Here is a 22,183-nt window from a genome sequence, read left to right as displayed (position 1 = left end):
GGTGTCGGACGCGCAGGAGCCCGGGCAACCTCGCGGTGGCCCGGGCTCCTGGGAGTGCGGTGACGGGTCAGACGGCCGAGCGACGACGGGAGGCGACGAGCAGCCCGCCACCCAGCAGCAGCGCCGCGGCGCCGCCGGCCAGCGGCAGCGCGATGTCGGCACCGGTGTTCGCCAGGCCGGCGCCGGCCTTCAGGGTCACGGCCATCGTGAGGTTGTGCGGAGCGCCGGACGGGTCGACGCCCCCGGCGACCAGCGTGTGGTTGCCGGAACCGGCCGGCAGCGTCACCGTGGCGGAGATGTTGCCGCTGGCGTCGGCCACCGTGGTGCCGAGCACGGTCGGGGTGCTGTACATGAGCAGGGTCACGGTCGACCCGGGCAGGTAGCCGCCGCCGGTCAGCGTGACCGACGCGCCGGGGGCCAGCGTCTTGACCGCGCCCTTGGTGGTGGACAGCGCGCCGGAGGACTTCGGCAGGGTGGCCGGGGCGGCAGCGGCCTGGATCTTCCCCGTGAGCACGAAGGCCGACTCGCCGCGACCGGCGGCGTCGAGGGCGACGACGCCCACGCTGTACTCCTGCCCGACGGGCACGCCGATCGTGCAGCTGCGGGCGGCCGCGCTCAGCGGCGGGCACTTCACCAGGCCGGCGCTGGACTGCGCACCGGCCGGCATCGCCCAGGCCTCGTACCCGGTGATCCCGGTCGGGTCGGCCGGAGGCGCCCAGGTGACGGTGATCGAGCCGGGGCCGGCTGTCGCGGTCACGCCGGTCGGCGCACCCAGGACGTGGCGGGGCGTGACCGTCTGGGCGACGGTCGGCTCGCTGGAGCCCCAGGTCGTCGTCGTGCGGACGCGCACCGAGTACGTGCGGCCGTTCACCAGGCCGGTGATGGTGGGCTCGTACTGGAAGTCGTTGCCGGTGACGAGCGCCTGCCAGGGGCCCTCGTCGAGGCTGTACTCGTAGACGGGCGTGGACGCGCCGTCGGGCAGGTCGCCGGCCCAGATCTGCAGGGTGGCGGACTTCTCGCCGCCCTCGATCCAGTTCACCGTCGGGGTGCCGATCTCGCAGGGCTGGACCGTGCCGCTCACGCTGCCGTTGCCGGCACCCGGAGCGACCACCCGGTCGAACTCGGTGCCCTCGACCCGGTTCCCGCCGTTGCCCTGGCCGAAGCCGGCGCTGCTGTCGGGGTCGGCGTCACCGCCGTTGCCGCCGAAGGCGAAGAGGAAGGGGAAGCCGTCGGCCTGCACGGTGGTGGCCCCGCCGCCGCCACCGCCGCCGGAGACGCCGTCCGCACCGGCGAGACCACCGTTGCCCTGACCGTCGCCGTTCGTGCCGCCGGCGCCACCGAGCCCGCCGGCGCCCGGCTGCCCCTCGGTGCCGGGGAAGAAGGTGAAGGTCTCGTCGGCGTACACGTCGGTGGTGACGACGAGCTTGCCGCCGTTGGCGCCGGGGGTGCCGCTCTGGGACGCGCCGCCCGACCCGCCGACGAGCGTCCAGTCGACGCTGCAGTAGCCGGCGGAGATGACCAGCGGGCTGCTGCTGGAGGTGAAGGGGATGGGGGTCAGCGGAGCGGCCTGGGCCACGCCCGCGACGCCGAGCACTGCGGTGGACATCCCGATCGCACCGACGGCCACGAGGCCGAGAGCACGACGGGGTGATGACGTGAGCTGCACGTCTGCTCCCTCGATGGGTCCCGGATCGCCGGGGCGGTGGCCCGGCGGTCCGGACGGCGCGAACCAGACCATGCGGCCGCAGCGCGAGATCCCGCCGCCACGCTCGCGGAACGGCTGGGACCACACGTGACCCGATCGTGACCTGCAGCGCGAAAACCCTGGTCAGCGCGCCGTCGGTGCAGCCGAAATAGCGACGAACCGCGCCCGGGCGGACTGTGCGGATCAGTTCACGCCGTTCTCGTACCGGTACGGGACCGGCGCGGGAAACTCCCGGACGGGGCCGCTCAGCGGATGTGCACGCCGGAGATGGTGCGGGCGATGACCAGCCGCTGGATCTCCGAGGTGCCCTCGAAGATCGTGTAGATCTTCGCGTCGCGGGCCATCCGCTCGACCGGGTACTCGCGGGTGAAGCCGTTGCCACCGAGGATCTGCATCGCCTTCTCGGTGACCCGGACGGCGGTCTCCCCCGCGACGAGCTTGGACATCGAGCCCTCGGCGGCGGTGAACTGCTGGCCGTTGCGGGCCATCCACGCCGCCCGCCACACCAGCAGCCGGGCCGCGTCGATCGACGTCTTCATGTCGGCGAGCATGAAGGCGATCGACTGGTTCTCGATGATCGCCCGGCCGAACTGCTCGCGCTGCTTGGCGTACTCCAGCGCGTAGTCGTAGGCCGCCCGGGCCACGCCGACCGCCTGCGCGCCGACGGCGGGCCGGGTGCGCTCGAAGGTGGCCATCGAGGGCTGGGTCCGGCCGCTCTTCACGCCCTCCCGGGCACGGGCCAGCCGCTCCTCGAGCTTCTCCCGGCCGCCGAGCAGGCAGTCGCCGGGGATGCGGCAGCCGTCGAGCACGACCTCGGCGGTGTGCGAGGCGCGGATGCCGTGCTTGAGGAACTTCTGCCCCTGGCTGATCCCCGGCGTGCCCGGGGGGACGACGAAGCTCGCGTGACCGCGGGCCTTGAGCTCGGGGTCGACGACCGCGGTGACCACGTGGATGTCGGCGATGCCGCCGTTGGTGGCCCACGTCTTGGTGCCCGTCAGCACCCACTCGTCGGTCTTCTCGTCGTAGACCGCGCGGGTCCGCATCGCGCCGACATCGGACCCGGCGTCGGGCTCGCTGGAGCAGAACGCGGCGACCTTGGGCTCGGCCTCGGTGCCGAACATCGCCGGGATCCACTGCCCGACCTGCTCGTCGGTGCCGTTCGCCCTCACGGACGCGGCGGCCAGCGTGGTGCCGACGATGGCCAGGCCGATGCCGGCGTCACCCCAGAAGAGCTCCTCCATGGTGAGCGGGATCCCGAGGCCGGACTCGTCGAACCCACTGGGTGGCGAAGAAGTCGAGCGAGTAGAGCCCGATCTTCGCCGCCTCCTGGAGCACCGCCCAGGGGAAGTCCTCGCGCTCGTCGTACTCGGCGGCCGCCGGGCGGACGACGTTCGCGGCGAACTCGTGCACCCACTTCTGCAGCTCGATCTGGTCCTCGGTGAGGTCGAACGACACGGCCATGCGGGATCTCCTGGTCTCAGAGCGGGCGGACGCGACGACGAGGCCCGGGACGCCTGTCGGGTCGATCATCGCCGGGCGGTCCGCTCACCGCTTCCGGGGGGCCACCTCTCCGCTGCGTGGGCCAAGGGAGCGCTCCAGATCGTCGCCAGCCGGGTCGCAGGCGTGCGACCGTGGTGTGGCTCACACCCAAGGGCGCACCAACCATCCCCCTCGAGAAAGCGACGGTCGACATGACGCGAGCAGCGGTGGTGCAGGCGGGATCCGTCCCCTTCGACCGGAAGGCGGCCGTCGCCAAGGCGATGGGCCTCATGCGCGAGTGCGCCGAGGGTGGCGCCACGCTGGCGGTCTTCCCCGAGGCGTTCATCGGGGGCTACCCCAAGGGATCGGCCTTCGGCAGTGCGGTCGGGTACCGCAGCCCGGAGGGGCGCGCGCTCTTCCAGCGCTACTTCGACGCCGCCATCACGCTCGACGGCGAGGAGGTCGCGCTGCTGGAGCAGGGGGCAGCCGAGCACAAGCTCTTCGTCGTCATCGGTGTGATCGAACGGCTCGGCAACACCCTCTACTGCACTGCCCTGATGATCGACCCGCACAAGGGCGTCGTGGGGAAGCACCGGAAGCTCATGCCGACGGCCGTCGAGCGCCTGGTCTGGGGCTTCGGCGACGGGTCGACGCTGGACGTCGTCGACACCCCGGCCGGTCGCCTGGGCACGGTCATCTGCTGGGAGAACTACATGCCCCTGCTCCGGCAGGCGATGTACGCCCAGGGTGTGCAGATCTACTGCGCTCCCACCGCGGACGACCGACCCACCTGGCAGAGCTCCATGGTGCACATCGCGCTCGAGGGCCGCGTCTTCGTGCTGTCCGCCTGCCAGGCGATCACGAAGGACGCCTATCCCGCCGACTACGAGTTCGACTACGACGCCCCGGACACGGTCATGCGCGGCGGCAGCATGATCGTCGATCCGCTGGGCAACGTGCTCGCCGGCCCCGTCTTCGGCGAGGAGACGATCCTGTACGCCGACATCGACCTCGGAGCCAAGACGAGGGGTCACATCGACATGGACGCGACGGGCCACTACTCGCGCCCGGACGTGTTCTCCCTCCGCGTCGACACGGGTTCGAAGACGTCCGTGGAGTTCTCGACGGAGCCGTCCGCACACGGCTGAGCCGGCCGCAGCCACCGCGGCCCCGCCGCCACGGCCCACGGCCTCGTCGGGCCGCGGGCCGGGGCTGACCCGGTCTCAGAGCGGGCGGATCGTGCCGACCAGGTGCTCGGTGCCGCTCTTCGCATTCCGCACCGCGGCGTCCCAGCCGCCGCCGGCCTGCGCCGTGGCGAGGGTGACCGTCGAGGGCAGGAACAGCGGCTTGCGGAAGCCGACGTCGACGGCGAAGGACTCCGGCAGCCGGTTGGCCAGGGCGCCCAGCACCCGGGCCTTGACCCACATGCCGTGCGCGATCGCGCGCTTGAAGCCGAACGCCTTCGCCGTCAGCCCGGACAGGTGGATCGGGTTCACGTCGCCGGAGACCGCGGCGTAGCGCCGTCCGGCGTCGTCGGGGATCCGCCAGGTGGCCACGGACCGCTCGAGGTCGCCGACGGCCACGGTGACGTCGGCCTCCGGCGCACCGGCCGGGGCCTTCGCGCCGCGGGCCAGGTAGGTCGAGCGGCTCCGCCACACCTCCGCGCCGCCGGCCGACACCGACGCGCAGAGGTCCACGGTGGCGCCGCTGCGGTGGCTCGCGAACCGCTCCGCCCACACCTCCAGGTCCAGGCTCTCGCCCGCCCCGATCGGCCGGACGACGTCGATCGTGTTCCGCACGTGCACCAGCCCGGGCAGGGCCAGCGGGAACGCGCGGTCGCTCATCAGCGCCATCTGCAGCGGGAAGGCGAGCATGTGCGGGTAGGTGGGCGGCAGCGTGTCGCCCAGCGGGAAGCCGCACACGCGGGCGTAGCCGGCGAGGTTCCCGGCGTCCACGGTCACGCCCCGACGGGCGAGCCGGGTGCCGGGCAGGTCGCCGCTGCGGCCGCGCGCGGTCAGCGCGGCCCTGGCGAACAGCGCCGCCATGTTCGGCGGCGACTCCAGCACCGTCACGTCCTCGGCCGCCATCAGGCGCCCAGCATCGACTGGCCGCAGACCCGCACGGTCTGGCCGTTGACCCCGGCGCTGCCCGGCTGGGACAGCCACGCGATCGTCTCGGCGACGTCGACCGGCAGCCCACCCTGGGACAGCGAGTTGATCCGCGACCCGACCTCCCGGGTGCCGACCGGCATCTTCGCCGTCATCTCGGTGATGATGAAGCCCGGCGCGACGGCGTTGATCGTGGCGCCGCGCTCGGCGAACTGCGGGGCCCAGGCGCGCACCATGCCGATGACGCCGGCCTTGCTGGCCGCGTAGTTGGTCTGCCCGCGGTTGCCGGCGATGCCCGACTGCGAGGAAACGCAGACGATCCGGGCGTTCTCGTTCAGCACGTCGCCGTCGTCGAGCAGCGCCTGGGTGATGTCCAGCTGCGCCTGCAGGTTCACCGCCATCACCGAGTTCCAGCGGGCGGCGTCCATGTTCACCAGCAGCTTGTCGCGGGTGATGCCGGCGTTGTGGACGACGACGTCGACCCCGCCGTGCCGCTCGCGGAGGTGCTCGATGAGCCGGTTCGCCGCGTCCGGCGCGGTGATGTCGAGCTGGAGGGCCGTGCCGCCGATCTCGTTGGCGACCGCGGCCAGGCTCTCCCCGGCGGCCGGGATGTCGACGGCGACCACGTGCGCGCCGTCGCGGGCCATCACCGAGGCGATCGAGGCGCCGATGCCGCGGGCGGCGCCGGTGACCACGGCGACCTTGCCGGCCAGCGGCTTGTCGGCGTCCTCACCGGTGGGCACGTCGGCGGGCGAGAGCGCGAGCAGCTGCCCGTCGACGTAGGCCGACCGGCCGGAGAGGAAGAACGCCAGCGGGCTGGCCAGCGAGGCCTCGGCGCCCTCGGGCACGTAGACGGCGTTGGCCGTGGAGCCGTTCAGCAGCTCCTTGGCGATGGACCGGACCAGTCCGTCCACCGCCTGGCGGGCGGCCGCCTGCGCCGGGGAGTCGGCGTCCGAGGGCGGGTCGGCCAGGATCAGCACCCGCCCCGAGGGCCGCAGCCGCTTGATGGCCGAGGCCAGGAAGTCGTGCGCGCTGGCCAGGTCGCCCGGGCCGGTCAGCCCGGTCGCGTCCAGGACCACCGCGCCGAGCTTCTCGCCGTCGGTCGCGCCGTCCGCCGTCACCGGGGACTGCACGGTCACCCCGGCGTCCCGGAGGACGGTGGTGACGGTGTCGCGCAGCCGGCCCTGGCCGGCCGAGCCGATGACGACCGGGCCCGGGAGCAGCGGCTGGCCGGGCTCGTAGCGGCGCAGCACCGCCGGGCGCGGGAGGCCCAGCTGCTTGGTGATCGTGGTGCCGAAGCCGGAGTTGGCGAAGGTGGTGTACCAGTCAGCCACAGGGGACTTCCTTCCGATGGACCGCGCTTTTCCGCGGAAACTCAGGGGTGAGTTTCCGCGGAAAAGCTGGGGGGTGGGTCAGGACTCGAGGATGGCGACGACGCCTTGGCCGCCGGCGGCGCAGATGGAGATCAGGCCGCGCTTGCCGGGGCCCGCCTGGTGCAGGGTCTTGGCCAGCGAGGCCACGATCCGCCCGCCGGTCGCGGCGAACGGGTGCCCGGCCGCCAGCGACGAGCCGTGCACGTTGAGCTTCGACCGGTCGATCGAGCCCAGCGGGGCGTCCAGGCCCAGCTTCTCCTTGCAGTACGCCGGGTCCTCCCAGGCCTTCATCGTCGCGAGCACCGTGGAGGCGAACGCCTCGTGGATCTCGTAGAAGTCGAAGTCCTGCAGCGAGAGGCCGTTGCGGGCCAGCATCCGCGGCACCGCGTAGACCGGCGCCATCAGCAGGCCCTCGCCGCCGTGCACGTAGTCGACCGCGGCGGTCTGCGCGTCCACCAGGTGGGCGAGCACGGGCAGGCCCTGCTCGGCGGCCCACTCGTCGGAGGCCAGCAGCACCGCCGAGGCACCGTCGGTGAGCGGCGTGGAGTTGCCGGCGGTCATCGTGGCCTCGGCGCCCTCGGGGAGAGCCTTGTCGAAGACCGGCTTGAGCTTGGCCAGCTTCTCCAGCGAGGAGTCCGGCCGCAGGTTCTGGTCGCGGCTCAGGCCCAGGAACGGGGTGACCAGGTCGTCGAAGAAGCCCTGGTCGTAGGCGGCGGCCATGTTCGAGTGCGACCGGACGGTGAGCTCGTCCTGCTCCTCCCGGCCGATCTCCCACTCGTGCGCGGTCAGCTGGGCGTGCTCGCCCATGGCCAGGCCGGTGCGGGGCTCGGAGTTGCGCGGGATCTCCGGGGCGATCATCCCCGGGCGGATCCTCGCGATCGCCTTGAGCCGGTCCTGCACGGACTTGGCGTTGTTGAGCGAGATGAGCACCCGGCGCAGGTCGTCGCTCACGGCCAGCGGCGCGTCGGAGGTGGTGTCCACACCGCCGGCGATCCCGGACTCGATCTGCCCGAGGGCGATCTTGTTGGCGACGAGGATCGCGGCCTCGAGGCCGGTGCCGCACGCCTGCTGGACGTCGTAGGCGGGGGTGCTCGGCGCGAGCTTGGAGCCCAGCACCGACTCACGCGTGAGGTTGAAGTCCCGCGCGTGCTTCAGGACGGCGCCGGCCACGACCTCGCCGACCTCCTTGCCCTGCAGCCCGAAGCGGGCCACCAGACCGTCGAGGGTCGCCGTCAGCATGTCCTGGTTGGACGCCTGGGCGTAGGTGGAGTTGCTGCGCGCGAACGGGATCCGGTTCCCGCCGACGATCGCGGCCTTGCGAGTCGCCGGCTTGGAGTTGCTCGCCATGGGGACCTCCGAGGTCGGGGTGGTGGCCGGGTTGGCCGGTACTCAGGGTACGCGGTACTGTTTGTCACATGAAAGCCGAGGCGGTGAGACGCTCGTCGCAGCTGCGCGCGACGGAGGACAAGATCGCGCAGGACGGCGCCCCGCGCGAGTCGAACGCCGTCGTTACCCGCGATCGGCGGAACTCACGCTGGGACGAGCACCGCCGCGCCCGCCGCGAGCAGCTCGTGGACGCCGCGCTCGCCGCGGTGAGCCGGCACGGCTCCGGCGTGGGCATGGAGGAGATCGCCGCCGCGGCCGGCACCAGCAAGACCGTCGTCTACCGGCACTTCGCCGACCGGTCGGACCTGCACGTCGCGGTGTGCAACCGGGTCGCCCAGCAGCTGCTCCCCCGGCTCCGGGAGGCGCTGGAGAGCAGCGACCACCCGCGGCAGATGACCGCCGCGTCGATCGACACCTACCTGGCCTTCCTGGAGGCCGATCCCGAGGTCTACCGCTTCGTCGTCACCCCGGTGCCGGGCAACGACCCGGTCGACCCCGTCGCCACGCTCGCCGACCTCGTCGGCGACCAGGCGGCGACGATCATGGCCGTCGCGCTGGAGCGTGCCGGCCGCGATCCGGCGGCCGCCGGGGCCTGGGGCCACGGCGTCGTCGGGCTGGTGCGCTCGGCCGCCGACTGGTGGCTTCGCGCCCGGCAGCCCATGCTCCGCTCCGAACTCGCCGCACACCTGACCGATCTCGCGTGGGCCGGCCTGTCCGGCGTCGTGACCGAGGAATCCCAGACCCCCCGCATCGAGGAGGCACAGTGACCACCAGCACCCCCGTGAATTCGTCGGTCGACCCGAAGGTCCTGCAGGAGGTCCTGGACGGCCGCTGGGCACACGTCCGGCGCGACGCACGCGAGAACCTCGACGACCCCGAGATGCTGCCGGTGTACGGGGAGACCATGCAGGAGGCCCGCGAGCGCGTCACCCGCATGTCCAAGAAGCTGGCCGACTCCGGCCGCGTCGTCCTCGGCTTCCCCAAGGAGTACGGCGGCCAGGACGACTCCGGCGGCTCGGTGACCTCCATCGAGATGGTCGCGTTCAACGACCTCTCCATCATGGTCAAGACCGGCGTCCAGTGGGGCCTGTTCGGTGGCGCCTTGCAGCTGCTGGGCAGCAAGCGGCAGCACGACGAGTACCTGCGCGACGTCATGAGCTTCGACCTGCCCGGCTGCTTCGCCATGACCGAGACCGGCCACGGCTCCGACGTCCAGCAGCTGCGCACCACCTGCACCTACGACGCGCAGACGCAGACCTTCGACCTGCACACCCCGCACCAGGCCGCCCGCAAGGACTACATCGGCAACGCGGCCAAGGACGGCCGGATGGCCGTGGTCTTCGCCCAGCTGATCAGCCAGGGCACGAACCACGGGGTGCACGCGTGGCTGGTGCCGATCCGCGACGCCGACGGACAGCCGATGCCGGGCGTCACCATCGGCGACGACGGCCCCAAGGCGGGCCTGCCCGGCGTCGACAACGGCCGGCTGAGCTTCGACCACGTCAGCGTGCCCCGCGACATGCTGCTCGACCGGTACGGCCAGGTCGCGGAGGACGGCACCTACACGTCCTCGATCGAGAACGAGACCCGGCGCTTCTTCACCATGCTCGGCACGCTGGTGCGCGGGCGGGTGAGCGTCGGCGGCTCGGCCGGCTCGGCGACCAAGCTGGCCCTGGACATCGCCGTCCGCTACGGCGACGTGCGCCGCCAGTTCGCCGCCCCCGGCGAGGACCGCGAGATCGTCATCAACGACTACCTGGTGCACCAGCGCAAGCTGCTGCCGGCGCTGGCCAAGACCTACGCGCTGCACTTCGCGCAGGGCGAGCTGGTCGAGACCATGCACGACGTGCAGACGGCGGTGCACGTGCACGGCCAGGAGATCGACGAGCAGGCCCAGCGCGAGCTGGAGTCGCGGGCCGCCGGCCTCAAGGTGGCCCAGACGGCCCACGCCACCGCCACCATCCAGATGTGCCGCGAGGCCTGCGGTGGTGCGGGCTACCTGCAGGAGAACCGGCTGCCCCACCTCAAGGCCGACACCGACGTCTTCACCACCTTCGAGGGCGACAACACCGTCCTGCTGCAGCTCGTGGCGAAGGGTCTGCTCACCGGCTACCGGGACAACTTCGGTTCCCTCGACGGCTGGGGCCGGGTCGGGTTCGTCGCCGACATGGTGCGCGAGACCGTGCTGGAGCGGACGGCGGCCCGCGCGCTCATCGCCCGGCTCGTCGACGCCGTCCCGGGCGTGGACGACGTGCCGATGCTGGAGCGCGGCTGGCAGCTCAAGATGCTGGAGTTCCGCGAGAAGCACTCGCTCGAGGGCGCGATCCGCCGGCTGCGCAAGAACTCCACGACCGAGGGCATGGCGCCGTTCGACATGTTCAACTCCGTCCAGGACCACGTGCTCAAGACGGCGCAGACGCACATCGACCGGGTCGTCCTGGAGGCGTTCGTCGCCGGCGTCGACCGGACCGACGACCCGGCGGTCCGGCAGCTGCTGGACTCGCAGTGCGACCTGTACGCGCTGTCGACCATCGAGGCGGACAAGGCCTGGTTCCTGGAGCACGGGCAGCTCACCCCGGCCCGCGCCAAGACGCTGACGGCGACGGTGAACCAGCTGATCCGCGAGCTGCGGCCGCACATGATCACCCTGGTCGACGCGTTCGCCATCCCGGCGCACTGGAAGGCCGCGGCGATCCTCGAGGAGGAGCCCGACCGGCAGGCGGCCATGGCCGCCCGCGACGCCGAGCTGCGCGCGCGGAACGGCGAGGACACCCCGGAGGGGACCGCGACCGACCTGGACGTCCCGCCCGGCCAGTAAGAGGACCCCCTCGCCCCCCGCCGCTCGCGAGCTCGCGCGGGCCCCTGCGAGATGGGCCGTTCCAGGGCGTCACGCTGACCCGCGCCTCGCAGGCTCGGCGCGGGTCAGCGCAGGCGGACGGCGAGGATCGCGACGTCGTCCTCGGCGCCGGGCAGGAACATCTGGTCCAGCACGCGGTCGCACAGCTCGTCCAGCGGCAGGCCGGCGCACTCCCCCAGCACCTGGAGCAGCTCGTCGGTGCCGGCATCGATGTCCCGGTCGCGCCGCTCCACCAGCCCGTCGGTGTAGAGCAGCACGGTGGAGCCGGGGGCCAGTACGGCCACGTGGTCCTCGCGGGCCGAGTCCGGGGCCACGCCCAGCAGCAGGTCGGCCTGCTTGCCGTCGAGCAGCACCACGCTGCCGTCGGAGGCGAGCAGCACCGGCGGTGGGTGGCCGGCGTTGGCCCAGCGCAGCCGCACCCGGCCGGTCTCCTCGTCCGGCTCCGGCTCGAGGTGGGCCACCAGCGCGGTGGCCATCGTGTTCAGGGCCAGCCCCTGGACGGCCCGGTCCAGCTCGCTGAGCACCTCGGCCGGCGAGCCGCCGCTGGAGTAGCTGATGCCGCGCAGCAGGCCCCGCACCTGGCCCATGGCCGCCGCGGCCCGCGTGTCGTGGCCGACGACGTCGCCGATCGCCAGCACCGTGGCCCCGCCGCGCTGCTGGAAGGCGTCGTACCAGTCGCCACCGATCTCGGCGCCCTCGGCGGCGGGGACGTACCGCACGACGATCTCGCTGTGCTCCGGCTGCGGCGGCTCGGTGAGCATGCTGCGCTGCAGCGCATCGGCGAGGTCGCGCTGCTGGCCGTAGAGGCGCGCCTGGTACAGGGCCAGCCCGGCCCGGCGGCCGATCTCGACGGCGGTGTCGACCTGCGCCTCGGTGAGCGATCCCCGCTCCTCGGTCGTGAACAGGCCCATCGCGCCGAGCGCCTGCCCGCGGGCCATCAGCGGGACCACCACACCGGACCCGGCGCCCAGCCGGGCGAACCGCTCGCGGACGGCGGCATCGGGCAGCGCCCGCCCCACGTGGTCCCAGTCGATCCGGGGCATCACCGCCGGGCGTCCGGTGGCGGTGACCGTGCGGGCCGCGGCCTGCTCGGTCATCCCCGCGACCATGGCGCGCACGTAGTCCTCGACCTCCGCGCGCCGGGCGGGGTCCCGGTGCCCGCTGGCGACGTCGTGCAGCCGGCCCTGCTCGTCGGTGACCACGATCCAGCACCAGTCCCCGAGGTCGGGCACGACCAGGGAGGCCAGCTGCTCGATCTGCCGGTCGATCTCGAGGGTGCCCGACAGCACCCGGCCGGCCTCGGCCAGCAGGCGCAGCCGCTGGTTGGCCTCCGCCATCGCGGCGACGGCCGTGGCGCGCTCGGCGTCGGACTGCAGCCGGGAGACGCTCAGCGCGATCTGCGCGGCCAGCGCCTCCAGCACCTCGACGTCGTCGCCGGCGAAGTCGTGGTCGACGGTCCAGACGGCGAGGAACGTGCCCAGCACCCGGCCCTCGACGCGCAGCGGGACGGCGGCCAGCGCCCGCAGCCCGAGCAGCTGGGTGACCGCGGCCAGCCCCGGGAAGCGCGCGGCGGCCTCCTGGACGTCGCTGATCAGCACCCGGCTGCCGTGCCGGGCCACGTACTGGGCCGGCAGCGCGTCGTCCATCGGGAGGACGACGCCGTCGTCCAGGTCGCCGGCCTCGGGGCTCTCCTCCCGCACGGTGCTCAGCAGGTTCCGCGTCAGGTGCAGCCGCAGCGGCCCGCCCGGGGAGTCGAAGATCGCCAGGCCGCTGGACTGCGCCCCGATGACCTGCGCGCCGCGCAGCACCACGTCGGCGAGCTCCTCCAGCCGCGCGGCGTTGGCCAGCTCGGCGGCGACCTCGGCGATGGCGGCCGCCCGCTGCACGGCGGTGAGGCGCTGCTGGGCCTGCCCGCGGGCCTCGGTGATGTCCAGGATCGTGCCCAGCACCCGGGCCGGGGCCCCGCTCGCGTCGGCCACCACCCGCCCCCGGGCCAGCGCCCAGCGCACGGCGCCGTCCTCGCGCAGCGCCCGGAACTCGACGGTGTAGTCGCCGCCCTCCTCGATCGCGACCCGCATGGCGTCCTCGATCGCGGAGTGGTCGTCGGGGTGCACGTGCGAGCCGAGCACGTCCTCCAGCGAGTCGAGGTCCACGGCGGAGGCGAGACCGAACAGCGCCGCGCACCGGTCGTCCCAGTGGATCGTCCCGGTGCGCAGGTCGCGCTCCCAGATGCCGATCGAGCTGGCCTCCAGCGCCACCTCCAGCCAGGCGCGGGACGTGCCGACCGCCGACTGCGCCGCGGAGAGCTCCAGCTCCGCCACGGCCGAGGCGGCGAGCTGCTCGAGCAGCTCGGTGGCGTCGCCCGACCAGTCGCGGGGGACGGAGTCGTAGACCGCCAGGGCGCCGATGACCTGCCCGGAGGCGGCCACCAGCGGGGCGCCCAGGTAGGCCAGGACCTGCCCGGAGGTGACGGCGGGCAGGGAGGCGACCCGCTCGTCCTGCGCCGCGTTCGGGACGACCAGGGGCCGGCCGGTGCGCACGGTGATGGCGGACAGCTCGCCGGTGAGCAGCGCGGGCCCGCCGACGACGCCCGCGGGGAGGCCGTACCCGCCGACGACGACGTCGTGGTCGGTGAACAGCGTGACCTTCGCGTGCCCGACACCGAGCACCCGCGCGGCCAGCGCGGAGAGCCGGTCGAAGGCCGCCGGCCCCGTGACCTCGAGCAGGAGCCGCCGGGCCGCGGCGACCCGCAGGGGGTCGGTCAGCGGGTCCTCGGCCGGTTCCGCGGTCGGGCGGCCGGGGACGGCCGGTCGGGGCGTGGGCACCGTGCTCCTCCCCACCGGCTGCGGCGCCCGGGCCGGGCGCTGGAGTCCACATGCTGGCACGCGGGCCGCCCCGGCGCGGGAACGGCCTCGACGGCGGGTCGTCTCCCCCACCGGGGTGAGGTTCGGGGCCCGGGTCAAGGAGCGGCGGCGCGGAGCCGATGGACAGCTCATGATCGGCACGCGCACGGACCGGCTCCCCGACTGCCGGCCACTGCTCGCCGACTCCGACGACCTCACCCTGGTGTTCCAGCCGATCGTCGACCTCTCCGCGGCCACCGTCGTCGGCTACGAGGCGCTGGCCCGGTTCCCCGGGACGGCCGGACCCGACGTGTGGTTCGCCGCCGCGGCGGAGGCCGGGATCGCCGCCGAGCTCGAGGCCCTGGCCATCCACAAGGCGCTGGACGCCGTGGACCGGCTGCCGGACAACACCTTCCTGACCGTCAACGTCAGCCCTCACCTGCTCGGCGCCGACGTCGTCCAGCGCGCGCTGGCGGTGCGCCCCGATCTGCACCGCGTCGTCGTCGAGCTGACCGAGCACACCGCGGTCGACGACCTGTCCTGCCTGCGCAGCCAGACCGACGCCCTGCGCGAGCGCGGCGCGCTGATCGCCCTGGACGACACCGGCAGCGGCTACTCGGGCCTGCAGCAGATGGCCGCGGTCCGCCCACAGCTGGTGAAGCTCGACCGCTCGCTCGTCGCCGACGCCGAGGACGACCCGGTGCGCATGGCGCTGGCCGAGATGATGGGCGAGTTCGCGGGCAGGATCGACGCCTGGCTGCTCGCCGAGGGCATCGAGACCCCCGCCGAGCTGGCCGCGTTCACCCGGCTCGGCGTCCCGCTGGCCCAGGGCTGGCTGCTCGGCCGCCCGTCACCGGAGTTCCTGCCGCTGGCCGACGACGTCGCCCAGCTCGTGCGCACCCAGGTCGCCCGCGCCCGCCTCACCGACAGCGTGGCCAGCCTGATGCGGCCGGTGCGCCAGTGCGTGCTCGGCGAGGACGACGTCCCCGACGTCCCCCCGGCGGTGCTGGTGGGACCGCACGGGGAGCCGGCGTCGCTGCTGCTGTCCGACCCGCGGACCCTCGAGGTCTACACCGCCCCGGTGTCCCTGCGGGTGCACCCCTCGACCGACATCGGCGAGGCGCTCCAGCGGGCCCTGACCCGCCCGCCCGCGCAGCGCTTCGACCCCGTCGTCTGCACCGATCCCAGCGGGCAGGTGCTCGGGCTGCTGCGGATCGAGGATCTCGCCTCGGCCGCCCGCGCCCGCTGACCCACGCCCCGAACACCGACATCCGACCCTGAGGAGAACCCCCGTGAAGAGCTTCGCCTGCGGCGACATCATCCCCGGCTGCGACGCCACGTTCACCGCCGCCGACGACGAGGGCATCCTCGTGCAGACCCGCCGGCACGCCGTCGAGTCGCACGGCGCGGCCGAGCCGGGCACGGACTCCGACGTGCTGGTCGTCCCCGCGATCCAGCACGCCTGAGGCCGCTACCCGTCGGAGGCGGCGCTCAGGCGCTGCCGCTGCTCGGCGGTGAGCTCCAGGTCCTGCATCGGGAGCAGGTCGGCCAGCTGCTCCACCGTCCGGCCGCTGGCGATCGGCGCGACGACGGTGGGCTGGTCGGCCAGCCAGCGCAGTGCGACGGCGGCCATCGGCACCCCGTGCTCGCCCGCGACCTCGGAGAGCGCTGCCAGCACCCGGTCGCCGCGCTGCCCCGCATAGGCCGCGGCGCCCTTCGCCCGCGGTGAGTCGATCTGCTCGCCGGGCCGGTACTTGCCGGTCAGGAACCCCTTGGCCAGCGCGAAGTAGGGCAGCACGCCCATCCCGGCCGCGGTGACGACGTCGCGCAGCTCGGCCTCGAACGCCGGCCGCTCCATCAGGTTGTAGTGGGTCTGCAGCGCCACGTACCCCGCGGTCCCGGCGCGCTCCGCCGTGCCCAGCGCCTCGGTGAGCCGGGGGGCGGAGTAGTTCGACGCCGCGACGTACCGGACCTTGCCGGCCCGAACCAGCTCGTCGAAGGCGGTGAGGGTCTCCTCCAGCGGCGTCGTCTCGTCGTCGTAGTGCGCGTAGTAGAGGTCGATGACGTCGGTCCGCAGGTTGCGCAGCGACCGCTCGGCGGCGCTGCGGATCTCACCGGCCGACAGCGGGTGGTCCTTCTGTCCCGGGGACGCCTTGGTGGCCACCACGATCCGGTCCCGCACGCCGCGGTCGGCCATCCAGGCCCCGAGGATCCGCTCGGAGGTGCCCTCCCCGTACATCTCCGCGGTGTCCACGAACGGCGCCAGGGTGCTCGGGGTGGCGTCGAGGTAGCGGTCCAGGACGGCGTAGGACGTCGCCTCGTCCGCCGTCCAGCCGAAGACGTTGCCACCGAGGCAGAGGTCGCTGACGGTCAGATCGGTGTGCGGGATCAGCGGCATGCCCCCACGCTAGCCAAAGGACCCTCCTGCCCCCCGCCGCTCGCACGCTCGCGACGGGCCCCTGCAGGAGGGCCTGAGCGTCCCGCGCGTGCTGAAACTGCTGTGACTTCCGGGTCTGCTGCGGGGTTCCGGGCACCCCCCGCTGGTCAGATGCCCGGGCGACATGGCAGCGTTCCACCGTCCGACCTCCTCACGAGGCCGGGCTCCCCGGGCACCGCGCGCCGCGCGCGCCGGTCACCGGGGGCTCCCGCGGGGCCGTGCGGCGCCCGGGAGGAGGAGCCGGCTGCGTGCCGAACCCTTGGCACCGCCACCGCCTACGAGAGGAAGCACATGAACAAGGCCGAACTGGTCTCCGCCATCGCGAAGCGCGCCGATGTCCCCGCCTCGACCGTGGACTCCGTCCTCGCCGGGCTGCAGGACGAGCTCGTCGACGCGATCACCCGCGGCGAGAAGGTCGCCGTCTCCGGCCTCATCACCGTCGAGCGCACGCAGCGCTCCGCGCGCACCGGCCGCAACCCGCAGACCGGTGAGTCGATCGACATCCCCGCGGCCAACACCGTCAAGGTGACCGCCGGCTCGAACCTGAAGAAGGCTGCGAGCTCCGTCCCGGTCTGATCCGGAGCGGAACTGTCCGCCGCCGGGCGGGCGCCCGACCCCCGTGTGTCCGGGCTCACAACGGCGTGAGCCAGGATGCAGGTCGAGGCGTCGCCCGGCGGCGGACGGCGTCCGGGACCCGGAGGTGCGCGTGAGCGGCGATCTGCAGGTGGACACCGATCCGGCCGAGGTGGGCATGGACGCCGGCCGGCTGGCCCGCATCGACCGCCGGATGGCCCGTTACGTCGACGACGGGCAGCTGCCCGGGTTCCTCGTCACCGTGGCCCGGCACGGCAAGCTCGTGCACGTGGGCCGCGGCGGCTCCCGGGACGTGGAGAACGGCCGCCCGGTCGAGCCCGGCACCCGCTGGCGCATCTTCTCGATGACCAAGCCGGTCACCTCGGTCGCGGCGATGATGCTGTACGAGGAAGGTGCCTTCCAGCTCACCGACCCGATCGCGCGGTGGCTGCCGGAGTTCGCCGAGACCCGCGTCTACGTCGCCGGATCGGCCATGAAGCCGGTGACCGCGCCGCAGACCGAGCCGATCCGGGTGTGGCACCTGCTGACCCACATGTCCGGGCTCACCTACGGCTTCCACCACGCCCACCCGGTCGACGCCATGTACCGGGCGATGGGTCACGAGTGGGGCACGCCGCCGGGTGCGGACTCCGCCGAGGTCTGCCGGCAGTGGGCGTCGGCGCCGCTGGTCTTCCAGCCGGGCACCGAGTGGAACTACGGCGTCTCCACCGACGTCCTCGGCCGGCTCGTGGAGGTCGTCTCGGGGCAGCCGCTGGACGAGTTCTTCGCCGAGCGAATCTTCGCCCCCCTCGGCATGACCGACACGTCCTTCGGCCTCCGCCCGGAGGACGACCCCGACTCGCTGGCCCGGCTCTACACCGCGGTGCCGGGGCAGCCCGGCGGCGCGCCGACCGGCATCGCCCCGCTCGACGCCATGGGCGCCGCGGCCCTGGCCAAGCCGGCGTTCCTCTCCGGCGGCGGCGGGCTGGTGTCCACCGCCGGGGACTACCTGCGGTTCGTGGAGATGCTGCGCCGCGGCGGCTCCTTCGACGGCGGCCGGCTGCTCGGGCCGCGCACGCTGGCGCACATGGTGACCAACCACATCCCGGGCGGGCAGGACCTGGAGACCTTCGGCCGGCCGCTGTTCGCCGAGACGCCGCTGCGCGGGGTCGGGTTCGGCCTGGGCTTCTCGATGATCCTGGACCCGGCGCGCTACGGCGGCGTCGCCAGCGCCGGGGACTACAGCTGGGGCGGCGCGGCGTCCACGGCGTTCTACGTCGACCCGGTCGAGGACCTCACCGTCAGCTTCTACACACAGCTGCTGCCCTCGAGCACGCTGCCGATCCGCAACTACCTGCGCCAGCTGGTCAACGCGTCCATCGTCACCTGACCCCGCCCCAGAGGGGCCAAAATCGCCACTTTGGCCCCTCTGGTGGCTACAGGTAGCGGCGGTAGACGACGGTGGCGACCATCGCGGGCTTGGTGCCGCCCTCGATCTCCACGGTCACGGTGAGGCTCATCTGGACGCCGCCCTCGAACGGGGTCGCGGCCTCCATCGTCGCCCCCGCCCGCACCCGCGCGCCCACGGGCACCGGCGAGGGGAAGCGCACCTTCTCCGTGCCGTAGTTGACGCCCATCCGGAAGCCGCTGATCTCCACGATCTGCGGCACCAGCGAGGGCAGCAGCGACAGCGTCAGGTAGCCGTGGGCGATCGGGCCGCCGAACGGGCTCTCCTTCTTCGCGCGCTCCGGGTCGACGTGGATCCACTGGTGGTCACCGGTCGCCTCGGCGAACTGGTTCACCTGCTCCTGGGTGATCTCCACCCAGTCGCTGTGGCCCAGGTGCTGGCCCACCAGGCCCTGGACCCCTTCGACACCCTCGGCCGTCGTCTGCGCCATCAGCTCTGCCTCCTCGTACACGGTCTGGTTGGCTGACTCCACCACACGCCACGATCGGACGGGGAGCGGGTTGCTGCGACTGGGGGCCCTCGACGTGCCCGACGGCCGGTTCGTGGTCATGGCGATCGTCAACCGCACCCCCGACTCGTTCTACGACCGCGGCGCCACCTACGAGCTGGCCGCCGCCGTCGAGCGGGTGGACCAGGTGGTCGCCGAGGGTGCGGACATGGTCGACGTCGGCGGCGTGAAGGCGGCACCCGGCGAGGAGGTCTCCCCCGCCGAGGAGATCCGCCGGACCGTCGACCTGGTCGCCGCCATCCGCGCGGCGCACCCGGCGCTGCCGATCTCGATCGACACCTGGCGGGCGCCGGTCGCGCGGGAGGCCCTCGCCGCCGGCGCCGACGTCGTCAACGACGCGTGGGGCGGGGTGGACCCGCGGCTGGCAGAGGTCGCCGCCGAGGCCGGCGCCGGCATCGTCTGCACGCACGCCGGCGGGCTGCCGCCGCGCACCCGGCCGCACCGGGTCGCCTACGACGACGTCGTCGCCGACATCGTGACCCGCACGACGGCGCTGGCCGAGGCCGCCGTCGCCTCGGGTGTGGACCGCGAGCGGGTGCTGGTCGACCCGGGGCACGACTTCGGCAAGAACACCCGGCACTCGCTGGAGGCCACCCGGCGGATCGGCGAGCTGGTGGACACCGGGTGGCCGGTGCTGATGGCGCTGTCGAACAAGGACTTCGTCGGCGAGACCCTCGACGTCCCGCTGGACCAGCGGCTCACCGGCACCCTGGCGGCGACGGCGGTGAGCGCCTGGCTGGGCGCCCGGGTGTTCCGCGTGCACGACGCCGCCGCGACCCGGCAGACGCTGGACATGGTCGCCTCCATCCAGGGCACCCGCCCGCCCGTGCGCACCGTCCGCGGCCTCGCCTGATGCGATGACATCGCGGTCCTCCGGCCCGCACCGCGGCCAATTGCCGTCGCCCACTGCCGTTGAGCCGCTGCCCATGTCCCGGTCGGGAGACCCTCCGGGCCCCCGCGACCGGTCCACTCCGCACTGCCGTCGACGACGTTGCCGCTAGGTTCCCTTCCCATGGCCGACACCGGGTTCCTGACCGCCGACGAGCTCAACGACCTGCTCCCGGGCACCTTCCCGGGGCTGCTGGGCATCGTGATCGACACGCACGAGCGCGGGCGCCTGACCAGCCACCTCGACGTCCGCCCCGAGCTGCTGGCGCCCAACGGCTACCTGCACGCCGGCACGGTGGTCACCCTGGCCGACACCAGCTGCGGCCTGCCCACCCGGGCCCTCCTGCCCGAGGGCTCGACCGGCTTCACCACCATCGAGCTGAAGAGCAACCACCTGGGCACCGCGCGCGAGGGCCGGATCGCCTGCACCGCGACCAACGTGCACGCCGGGCGGACCACGCAGGTGTGGGACGCGGTGGTGACCAACGCCGACTCCGGGAAGACCATCGCTCTCTTCCGCTGCACGCAGTCGGTGCTCTGGCCCCGCTGATCGGGCGAACCCGCCGGTAACCCCCTTGTGAGCCCCGACACGCCGGGTGTGAGACTGGGGCCACAACACCGTGCGAGGAGGAACCACCGTGGCTCTGGCCAGCCGTTATCCCGACGTCGAGATCCCGAACGTCTCCGTCCCCGAGTTCGTCCTGGCGGCCGGCAAGGAGCGGCCCGACGCGCCGGCCCTGATCGACGGGCTCAAGGGTGACGTGATCACCCACGGCCAGCTGGCCGCCTACGTCGACCGCGTCGCCGCCAACCTGCACGCCCGTGGGCTGCGCAAGGGCGACGTCGTCGCCGTCTTCTGCCCGAACACCCCCTGGTTCCCGGTGGTGTTCCACGGCATCGCCGCCGCCGGCTGCGTGATGAGCCCGATCAACTCGCTCTACACGCCCGACGAGATCGCCTTCCAGCTCAAGGACTCCGGCGCCAAGATCCTGATCACTATCGGGCTCTTCCTGGACCGCGCCACGGCCGCCGCGGAGAAGTCGCCGGTCGACGAGATCATCGTGCTCGACGGCGCCGAGGGGCACGCCAACCTCTTCGACCTGCTCGGCGCCGACGCGCCGTCGGTCACCGTCGACATCGACCCGGCCAACGACCTGGTCACGCTGCCCTACTCCAGCGGCACGACCGGCCTACCCAAGGGCGTCATGCTCACCCACCGCAACCTGGTGGCCAACGTGGCCCAGTGCCTGCCGCTGCTCAAGACCGGCGCGGACGAGAAGATCATCGCCGTCCTGCCGTTCTTCCACATCTACGGCCTGACCGTGCTGATGAACCAGGGCCTGGCGCTCGGCGGCGCCGTCGTGACGCTGCCGCGCTTCGACCTGGAGGACTTCCTCCGCACGATCCAGGACCAGAAGATCACCCGGGCCTTCGTGGCGCCCCCCATCCTGCTGGCGCTGGCCAAGCACCCGATCGTCGACAACTACGACCTCTCGTCGCTGACCTCGATCCTGTCGGGTGCCGCGCCGCTCGACGAGCAGCTGGCGCTGTCGGCCCAGTCCCGGCTGCGCAAGGGCGCCGACAGCGGCGTCGTCGTCGGCCAGGGCTACGGCATGACCGAGCTCTCCCCGGTCTCCCACACCAGCCCCGACCTGGACGCCCAGCCCCCGGGCGTCTCCATCGAGATCCCCAAGGGCTCGGTCGGCTTCGCGATCCCGAACACCGAGTGCCGGCTGATCGACCCGTCCACGGGCGAGGACGCGGCCCCCGGCGAGCGCGGTGAGCTGTGGGTGCGCGGTCCGCAGGTGATGAAGGGCTACCTCAACAACGAGGAGGCCACCCGCGCCACCCTCGACTCCGAGGGCTGGCTGCACACCGGCGACGTCGCGATCGTCGACGAGAACGGCTGCTACACCGTCGTCGACCGCGTCAAGGAGCTGATCAAGTACAAGGGCTACCAGGTGGCCCCGGCCGAGCTCGAGGCCGTGCTGATCAACCACCCGGAGATCGCCGACGCCGCGGTCATCGGCGTGCCGGACAAGGAGAGCGGCGAGGAGCTCCCCAAGGCCTTCGTCGTCCGCGCGCCCGGCTCGGAGCTGACCGAGGACGCCGTCATGGCCTACATGGCCGAGAAGGTGGCCCCGCACAAGAAGATCCGCTTCGTGGAGTTCATCGAGCAGGTGCCGAAGTCGGCCGCCGGCAAGATCCTGCGCAAGGACCTCAAGGCCCGCTGAATCCCGCACAGCACTCCCCTGAGCGCGAGCATGGCGCCGGGGCCACCGGCCAGCGTCGTCCGGTGGCCCCGGCGCCATGCTCGTCCACGGGGCGGGCCGGCGGCGGGGGGCTGGTGCCGGGCTGGAACGGCCCCGTCGCAGGGTCCCGGCGCGAGCGTGCGAGCGGCGGGGGGCTGGTGCCGGGCTGGAACGGCCCCGGCGCAGGGTCCCGGCGCGGGCGGGCGAGCGGCGGGGGGCTGGTGCCGGGCTGGAACGGCCCCGTCGCAGGGTCCCGGCGCGAGCGTGCGAGCGGCGGGGGGCGACGGGGTCCTTCTAGGGTCGGGG

At 73.3% G+C, this 22,183-nt stretch carries 19 protein-coding genes; 10 read left to right on the top strand and 9 right to left on the bottom strand.

What is annotated here, in order from left to right:
- Positions 1-67: 67 nt before the first annotated feature.
- The 3 genes from GCU60_RS00250 to GCU60_RS19985 form a co-directional block, all read right to left on the bottom strand.
- The gene (locus tag GCU60_RS00250; RefSeq protein ID WP_163201639.1) at positions 68-1,666 is read right to left on the bottom strand and encodes a fibronectin type III domain-containing protein; all 1,599 of its coding nucleotides are present in this window, start codon (positions 1,664-1,666) and stop codon (positions 68-70) included.
- Positions 1,667-1,950: 284 nt separating this feature from the next.
- Positions 1,951-2,946 (bottom strand): acyl-CoA dehydrogenase family protein, encoded by a 996-nt coding sequence (locus GCU60_RS00245; protein WP_239520223.1) that lies wholly within the window; start codon positions 2,944-2,946, stop codon positions 1,951-1,953.
- Positions 2,924-3,166, bottom strand: a complete 243-nt coding sequence (locus tag GCU60_RS19985) for an acyl-CoA dehydrogenase family protein (RefSeq protein WP_239520222.1) — start codon at positions 3,164-3,166, stop codon at positions 2,924-2,926. Before GCU60_RS19985 ends, GCU60_RS00245 begins: the two co-directional genes overlap by 23 nt.
- Before the next feature lie 230 nt (positions 3,167-3,396).
- Here GCU60_RS19985 and GCU60_RS00240 point away from each other — a divergent pair, with 230 nt between their 5' ends.
- The gene (locus tag GCU60_RS00240; protein ID WP_163201638.1) at positions 3,397-4,332 is read left to right on the top strand and encodes a carbon-nitrogen hydrolase family protein; all 936 of its coding nucleotides are present in this window, start codon (positions 3,397-3,399) and stop codon (positions 4,330-4,332) included.
- Positions 4,333-4,407: 75 nt separating this feature from the next.
- On the opposite strand, the gene GCU60_RS00235 is transcribed toward GCU60_RS00240, so the two are convergent.
- The 3 genes from GCU60_RS00235 to GCU60_RS00225 form a co-directional block, all read right to left on the bottom strand.
- The gene (locus tag GCU60_RS00235) at positions 4,408-5,271 is read right to left on the bottom strand and encodes a MaoC/PaaZ C-terminal domain-containing protein (RefSeq protein ID WP_163201637.1); all 864 of its coding nucleotides are present in this window, start codon (positions 5,269-5,271) and stop codon (positions 4,408-4,410) included.
- On the bottom strand, positions 5,271-6,626 hold the full coding sequence (locus GCU60_RS00230; RefSeq protein ID WP_163201636.1) for a 3-oxoacyl-ACP reductase: 1,356 nt from the start codon (positions 6,624-6,626) through the stop codon (positions 5,271-5,273). Before GCU60_RS00230 ends, GCU60_RS00235 begins: the two co-directional genes overlap by 1 nt.
- 78 nt (positions 6,627-6,704) lie before the next feature.
- A complete protein-coding gene (locus GCU60_RS00225) occupies positions 6,705-8,012 on the bottom strand; it encodes an acetyl-CoA C-acetyltransferase (RefSeq protein WP_163201635.1) in 1,308 nt (435 codons plus the stop codon).
- Between the two features lie 68 nt (positions 8,013-8,080).
- Between GCU60_RS00225 and GCU60_RS00220 the strand changes: the two genes are divergently transcribed.
- The gene (locus GCU60_RS00220) at positions 8,081-8,818 is read left to right on the top strand and encodes a TetR family transcriptional regulator (protein ID WP_163201634.1); all 738 of its coding nucleotides are present in this window, start codon (positions 8,081-8,083) and stop codon (positions 8,816-8,818) included.
- Positions 8,815-10,869 (top strand): acyl-CoA dehydrogenase, encoded by a 2,055-nt coding sequence (locus tag GCU60_RS00215; RefSeq protein WP_163201633.1) that lies wholly within the window; start codon positions 8,815-8,817, stop codon positions 10,867-10,869. Before GCU60_RS00220 ends, GCU60_RS00215 begins: the two co-directional genes overlap by 4 nt.
- Positions 10,870-10,973: 104 nt before the next feature.
- Here GCU60_RS00215 and GCU60_RS00210 read toward each other — a convergent pair whose 3' ends face one another.
- Positions 10,974-13,733: a SpoIIE family protein phosphatase gene (locus tag GCU60_RS00210; RefSeq protein ID WP_345770295.1), complete on the bottom strand. Its 2,760-nt coding sequence runs from the start codon at positions 13,731-13,733 to the stop codon at positions 10,974-10,976.
- A gap of 169 nt (positions 13,734-13,902) precedes the next feature.
- On the opposite strand from GCU60_RS00210, the gene GCU60_RS00205 reads away from it, so the two are divergent.
- Positions 13,903-15,000 (top strand): EAL domain-containing protein, encoded by a 1,098-nt coding sequence (locus GCU60_RS00205; RefSeq protein ID WP_163201632.1) that lies wholly within the window; start codon positions 13,903-13,905, stop codon positions 14,998-15,000.
- Between the two features lie 43 nt (positions 15,001-15,043).
- Entirely contained in the window at positions 15,044-15,217 is a 174-nt protein-coding gene (locus GCU60_RS00200) for a DUF1059 domain-containing protein (protein WP_163201631.1), read from the top strand.
- Between the two features lie 5 nt (positions 15,218-15,222).
- Here the strand turns inward: GCU60_RS00200 and GCU60_RS00195 are convergent, their stop codons facing one another.
- The gene (locus tag GCU60_RS00195) at positions 15,223-16,149 is read right to left on the bottom strand and encodes an aldo/keto reductase (RefSeq protein ID WP_163201630.1); all 927 of its coding nucleotides are present in this window, start codon (positions 16,147-16,149) and stop codon (positions 15,223-15,225) included.
- 330 nt (positions 16,150-16,479) lie between these two features.
- Here GCU60_RS00195 and GCU60_RS00190 point away from each other — a divergent pair, with 330 nt between their 5' ends.
- Together GCU60_RS00190 and GCU60_RS00185 are read left to right on the top strand one after the other, a co-directional pair.
- Entirely contained in the window at positions 16,480-16,764 is a 285-nt protein-coding gene (locus GCU60_RS00190; protein ID WP_091932307.1) for an HU family DNA-binding protein, read from the top strand.
- Positions 16,765-16,894: 130 nt separating this feature from the next.
- The gene (locus tag GCU60_RS00185; protein ID WP_345770294.1) at positions 16,895-18,151 is read left to right on the top strand and encodes a serine hydrolase domain-containing protein; all 1,257 of its coding nucleotides are present in this window, start codon (positions 16,895-16,897) and stop codon (positions 18,149-18,151) included.
- Positions 18,152-18,197: 46 nt separating this feature from the next.
- On the opposite strand, the gene GCU60_RS00180 is transcribed toward GCU60_RS00185, so the two are convergent.
- Positions 18,198-18,701 carry a MaoC family dehydratase gene (locus GCU60_RS00180; RefSeq protein WP_430537401.1) on the bottom strand — a complete coding sequence of 168 codons (504 nt, stop codon included), beginning with the start codon at positions 18,699-18,701 and terminating at the stop codon, positions 18,198-18,200.
- Positions 18,702-18,729: 28 nt separating this feature from the next.
- Here GCU60_RS00180 and folP point away from each other — a divergent pair, with 28 nt between their 5' ends.
- From folP to GCU60_RS00165, 3 genes are all read left to right on the top strand, one after another.
- Positions 18,730-19,590, top strand: a complete 861-nt coding sequence (gene folP / locus GCU60_RS00175; protein ID WP_163201629.1) for a dihydropteroate synthase — start codon at positions 18,730-18,732, stop codon at positions 19,588-19,590.
- Positions 19,591-19,749: 159 nt separating this feature from the next.
- On the top strand, positions 19,750-20,175 hold the full coding sequence (locus GCU60_RS00170; RefSeq protein ID WP_163201628.1) for a PaaI family thioesterase: 426 nt from the start codon (positions 19,750-19,752) through the stop codon (positions 20,173-20,175).
- A gap of 88 nt (positions 20,176-20,263) precedes the next feature.
- A complete protein-coding gene (locus GCU60_RS00165) occupies positions 20,264-21,859 on the top strand; it encodes an AMP-binding protein (RefSeq protein ID WP_163201627.1) in 1,596 nt (531 codons plus the stop codon).
- The last annotated feature ends 324 nt before the right edge of the window (positions 21,860-22,183 follow it).

Origin of the sequence: Blastococcus saxobsidens (genome assembly GCF_010682065.1) — a bacterium.
Classification (GTDB): Bacteria; Actinomycetota; Actinomycetes; order Mycobacteriales; family Geodermatophilaceae; genus Blastococcus; species Blastococcus saxobsidens_B.
This window is presented reverse-complemented; position numbering and strand designations above follow the sequence as displayed.

What these genes read in the sequence shown, in the direction of transcription:
- GCU60_RS00245 (WP_239520223.1), bottom strand. Translation starts at nt 2,946, where the DNA reads ATGGAGGAGCTCTTCTGGGGTGACGCCGGCATCGGCCTGGCCATCGTC.
- GCU60_RS19985 (WP_239520222.1), bottom strand. Translation starts at nt 3,166, where the DNA reads ATGGCCGTGTCGTTCGACCTCACCGAGGACCAGATCGAGCTGCAGAAG.
- GCU60_RS00240 (WP_163201638.1), top strand. Translation starts at nt 3,397, where the DNA reads ATGACGCGAGCAGCGGTGGTGCAGGCGGGATCCGTCCCCTTCGACCGG.
- GCU60_RS00235 (WP_163201637.1), bottom strand. Translation starts at nt 5,271, where the DNA reads ATGGCGGCCGAGGACGTGACGGTGCTGGAGTCGCCGCCGAACATGGCG.
- GCU60_RS00225 (WP_163201635.1), bottom strand. Translation starts at nt 8,012, where the DNA reads ATGGCGAGCAACTCCAAGCCGGCGACTCGCAAGGCCGCGATCGTCGGC.
- GCU60_RS00220 (WP_163201634.1), top strand. Translation starts at nt 8,081, where the DNA reads ATGAAAGCCGAGGCGGTGAGACGCTCGTCGCAGCTGCGCGCGACGGAG.
- GCU60_RS00205 (WP_163201632.1), top strand. Translation starts at nt 13,903, where the DNA reads ATGATCGGCACGCGCACGGACCGGCTCCCCGACTGCCGGCCACTGCTC.
- GCU60_RS00195 (WP_163201630.1), bottom strand. Translation starts at nt 16,149, where the DNA reads ATGCCGCTGATCCCGCACACCGATCTGACCGTCAGCGACCTCTGCCTC.
- GCU60_RS00190 (WP_091932307.1), top strand. Translation starts at nt 16,480, where the DNA reads ATGAACAAGGCCGAACTGGTCTCCGCCATCGCGAAGCGCGCCGATGTC.
- GCU60_RS00170 (WP_163201628.1), top strand. Translation starts at nt 19,750, where the DNA reads ATGGCCGACACCGGGTTCCTGACCGCCGACGAGCTCAACGACCTGCTC.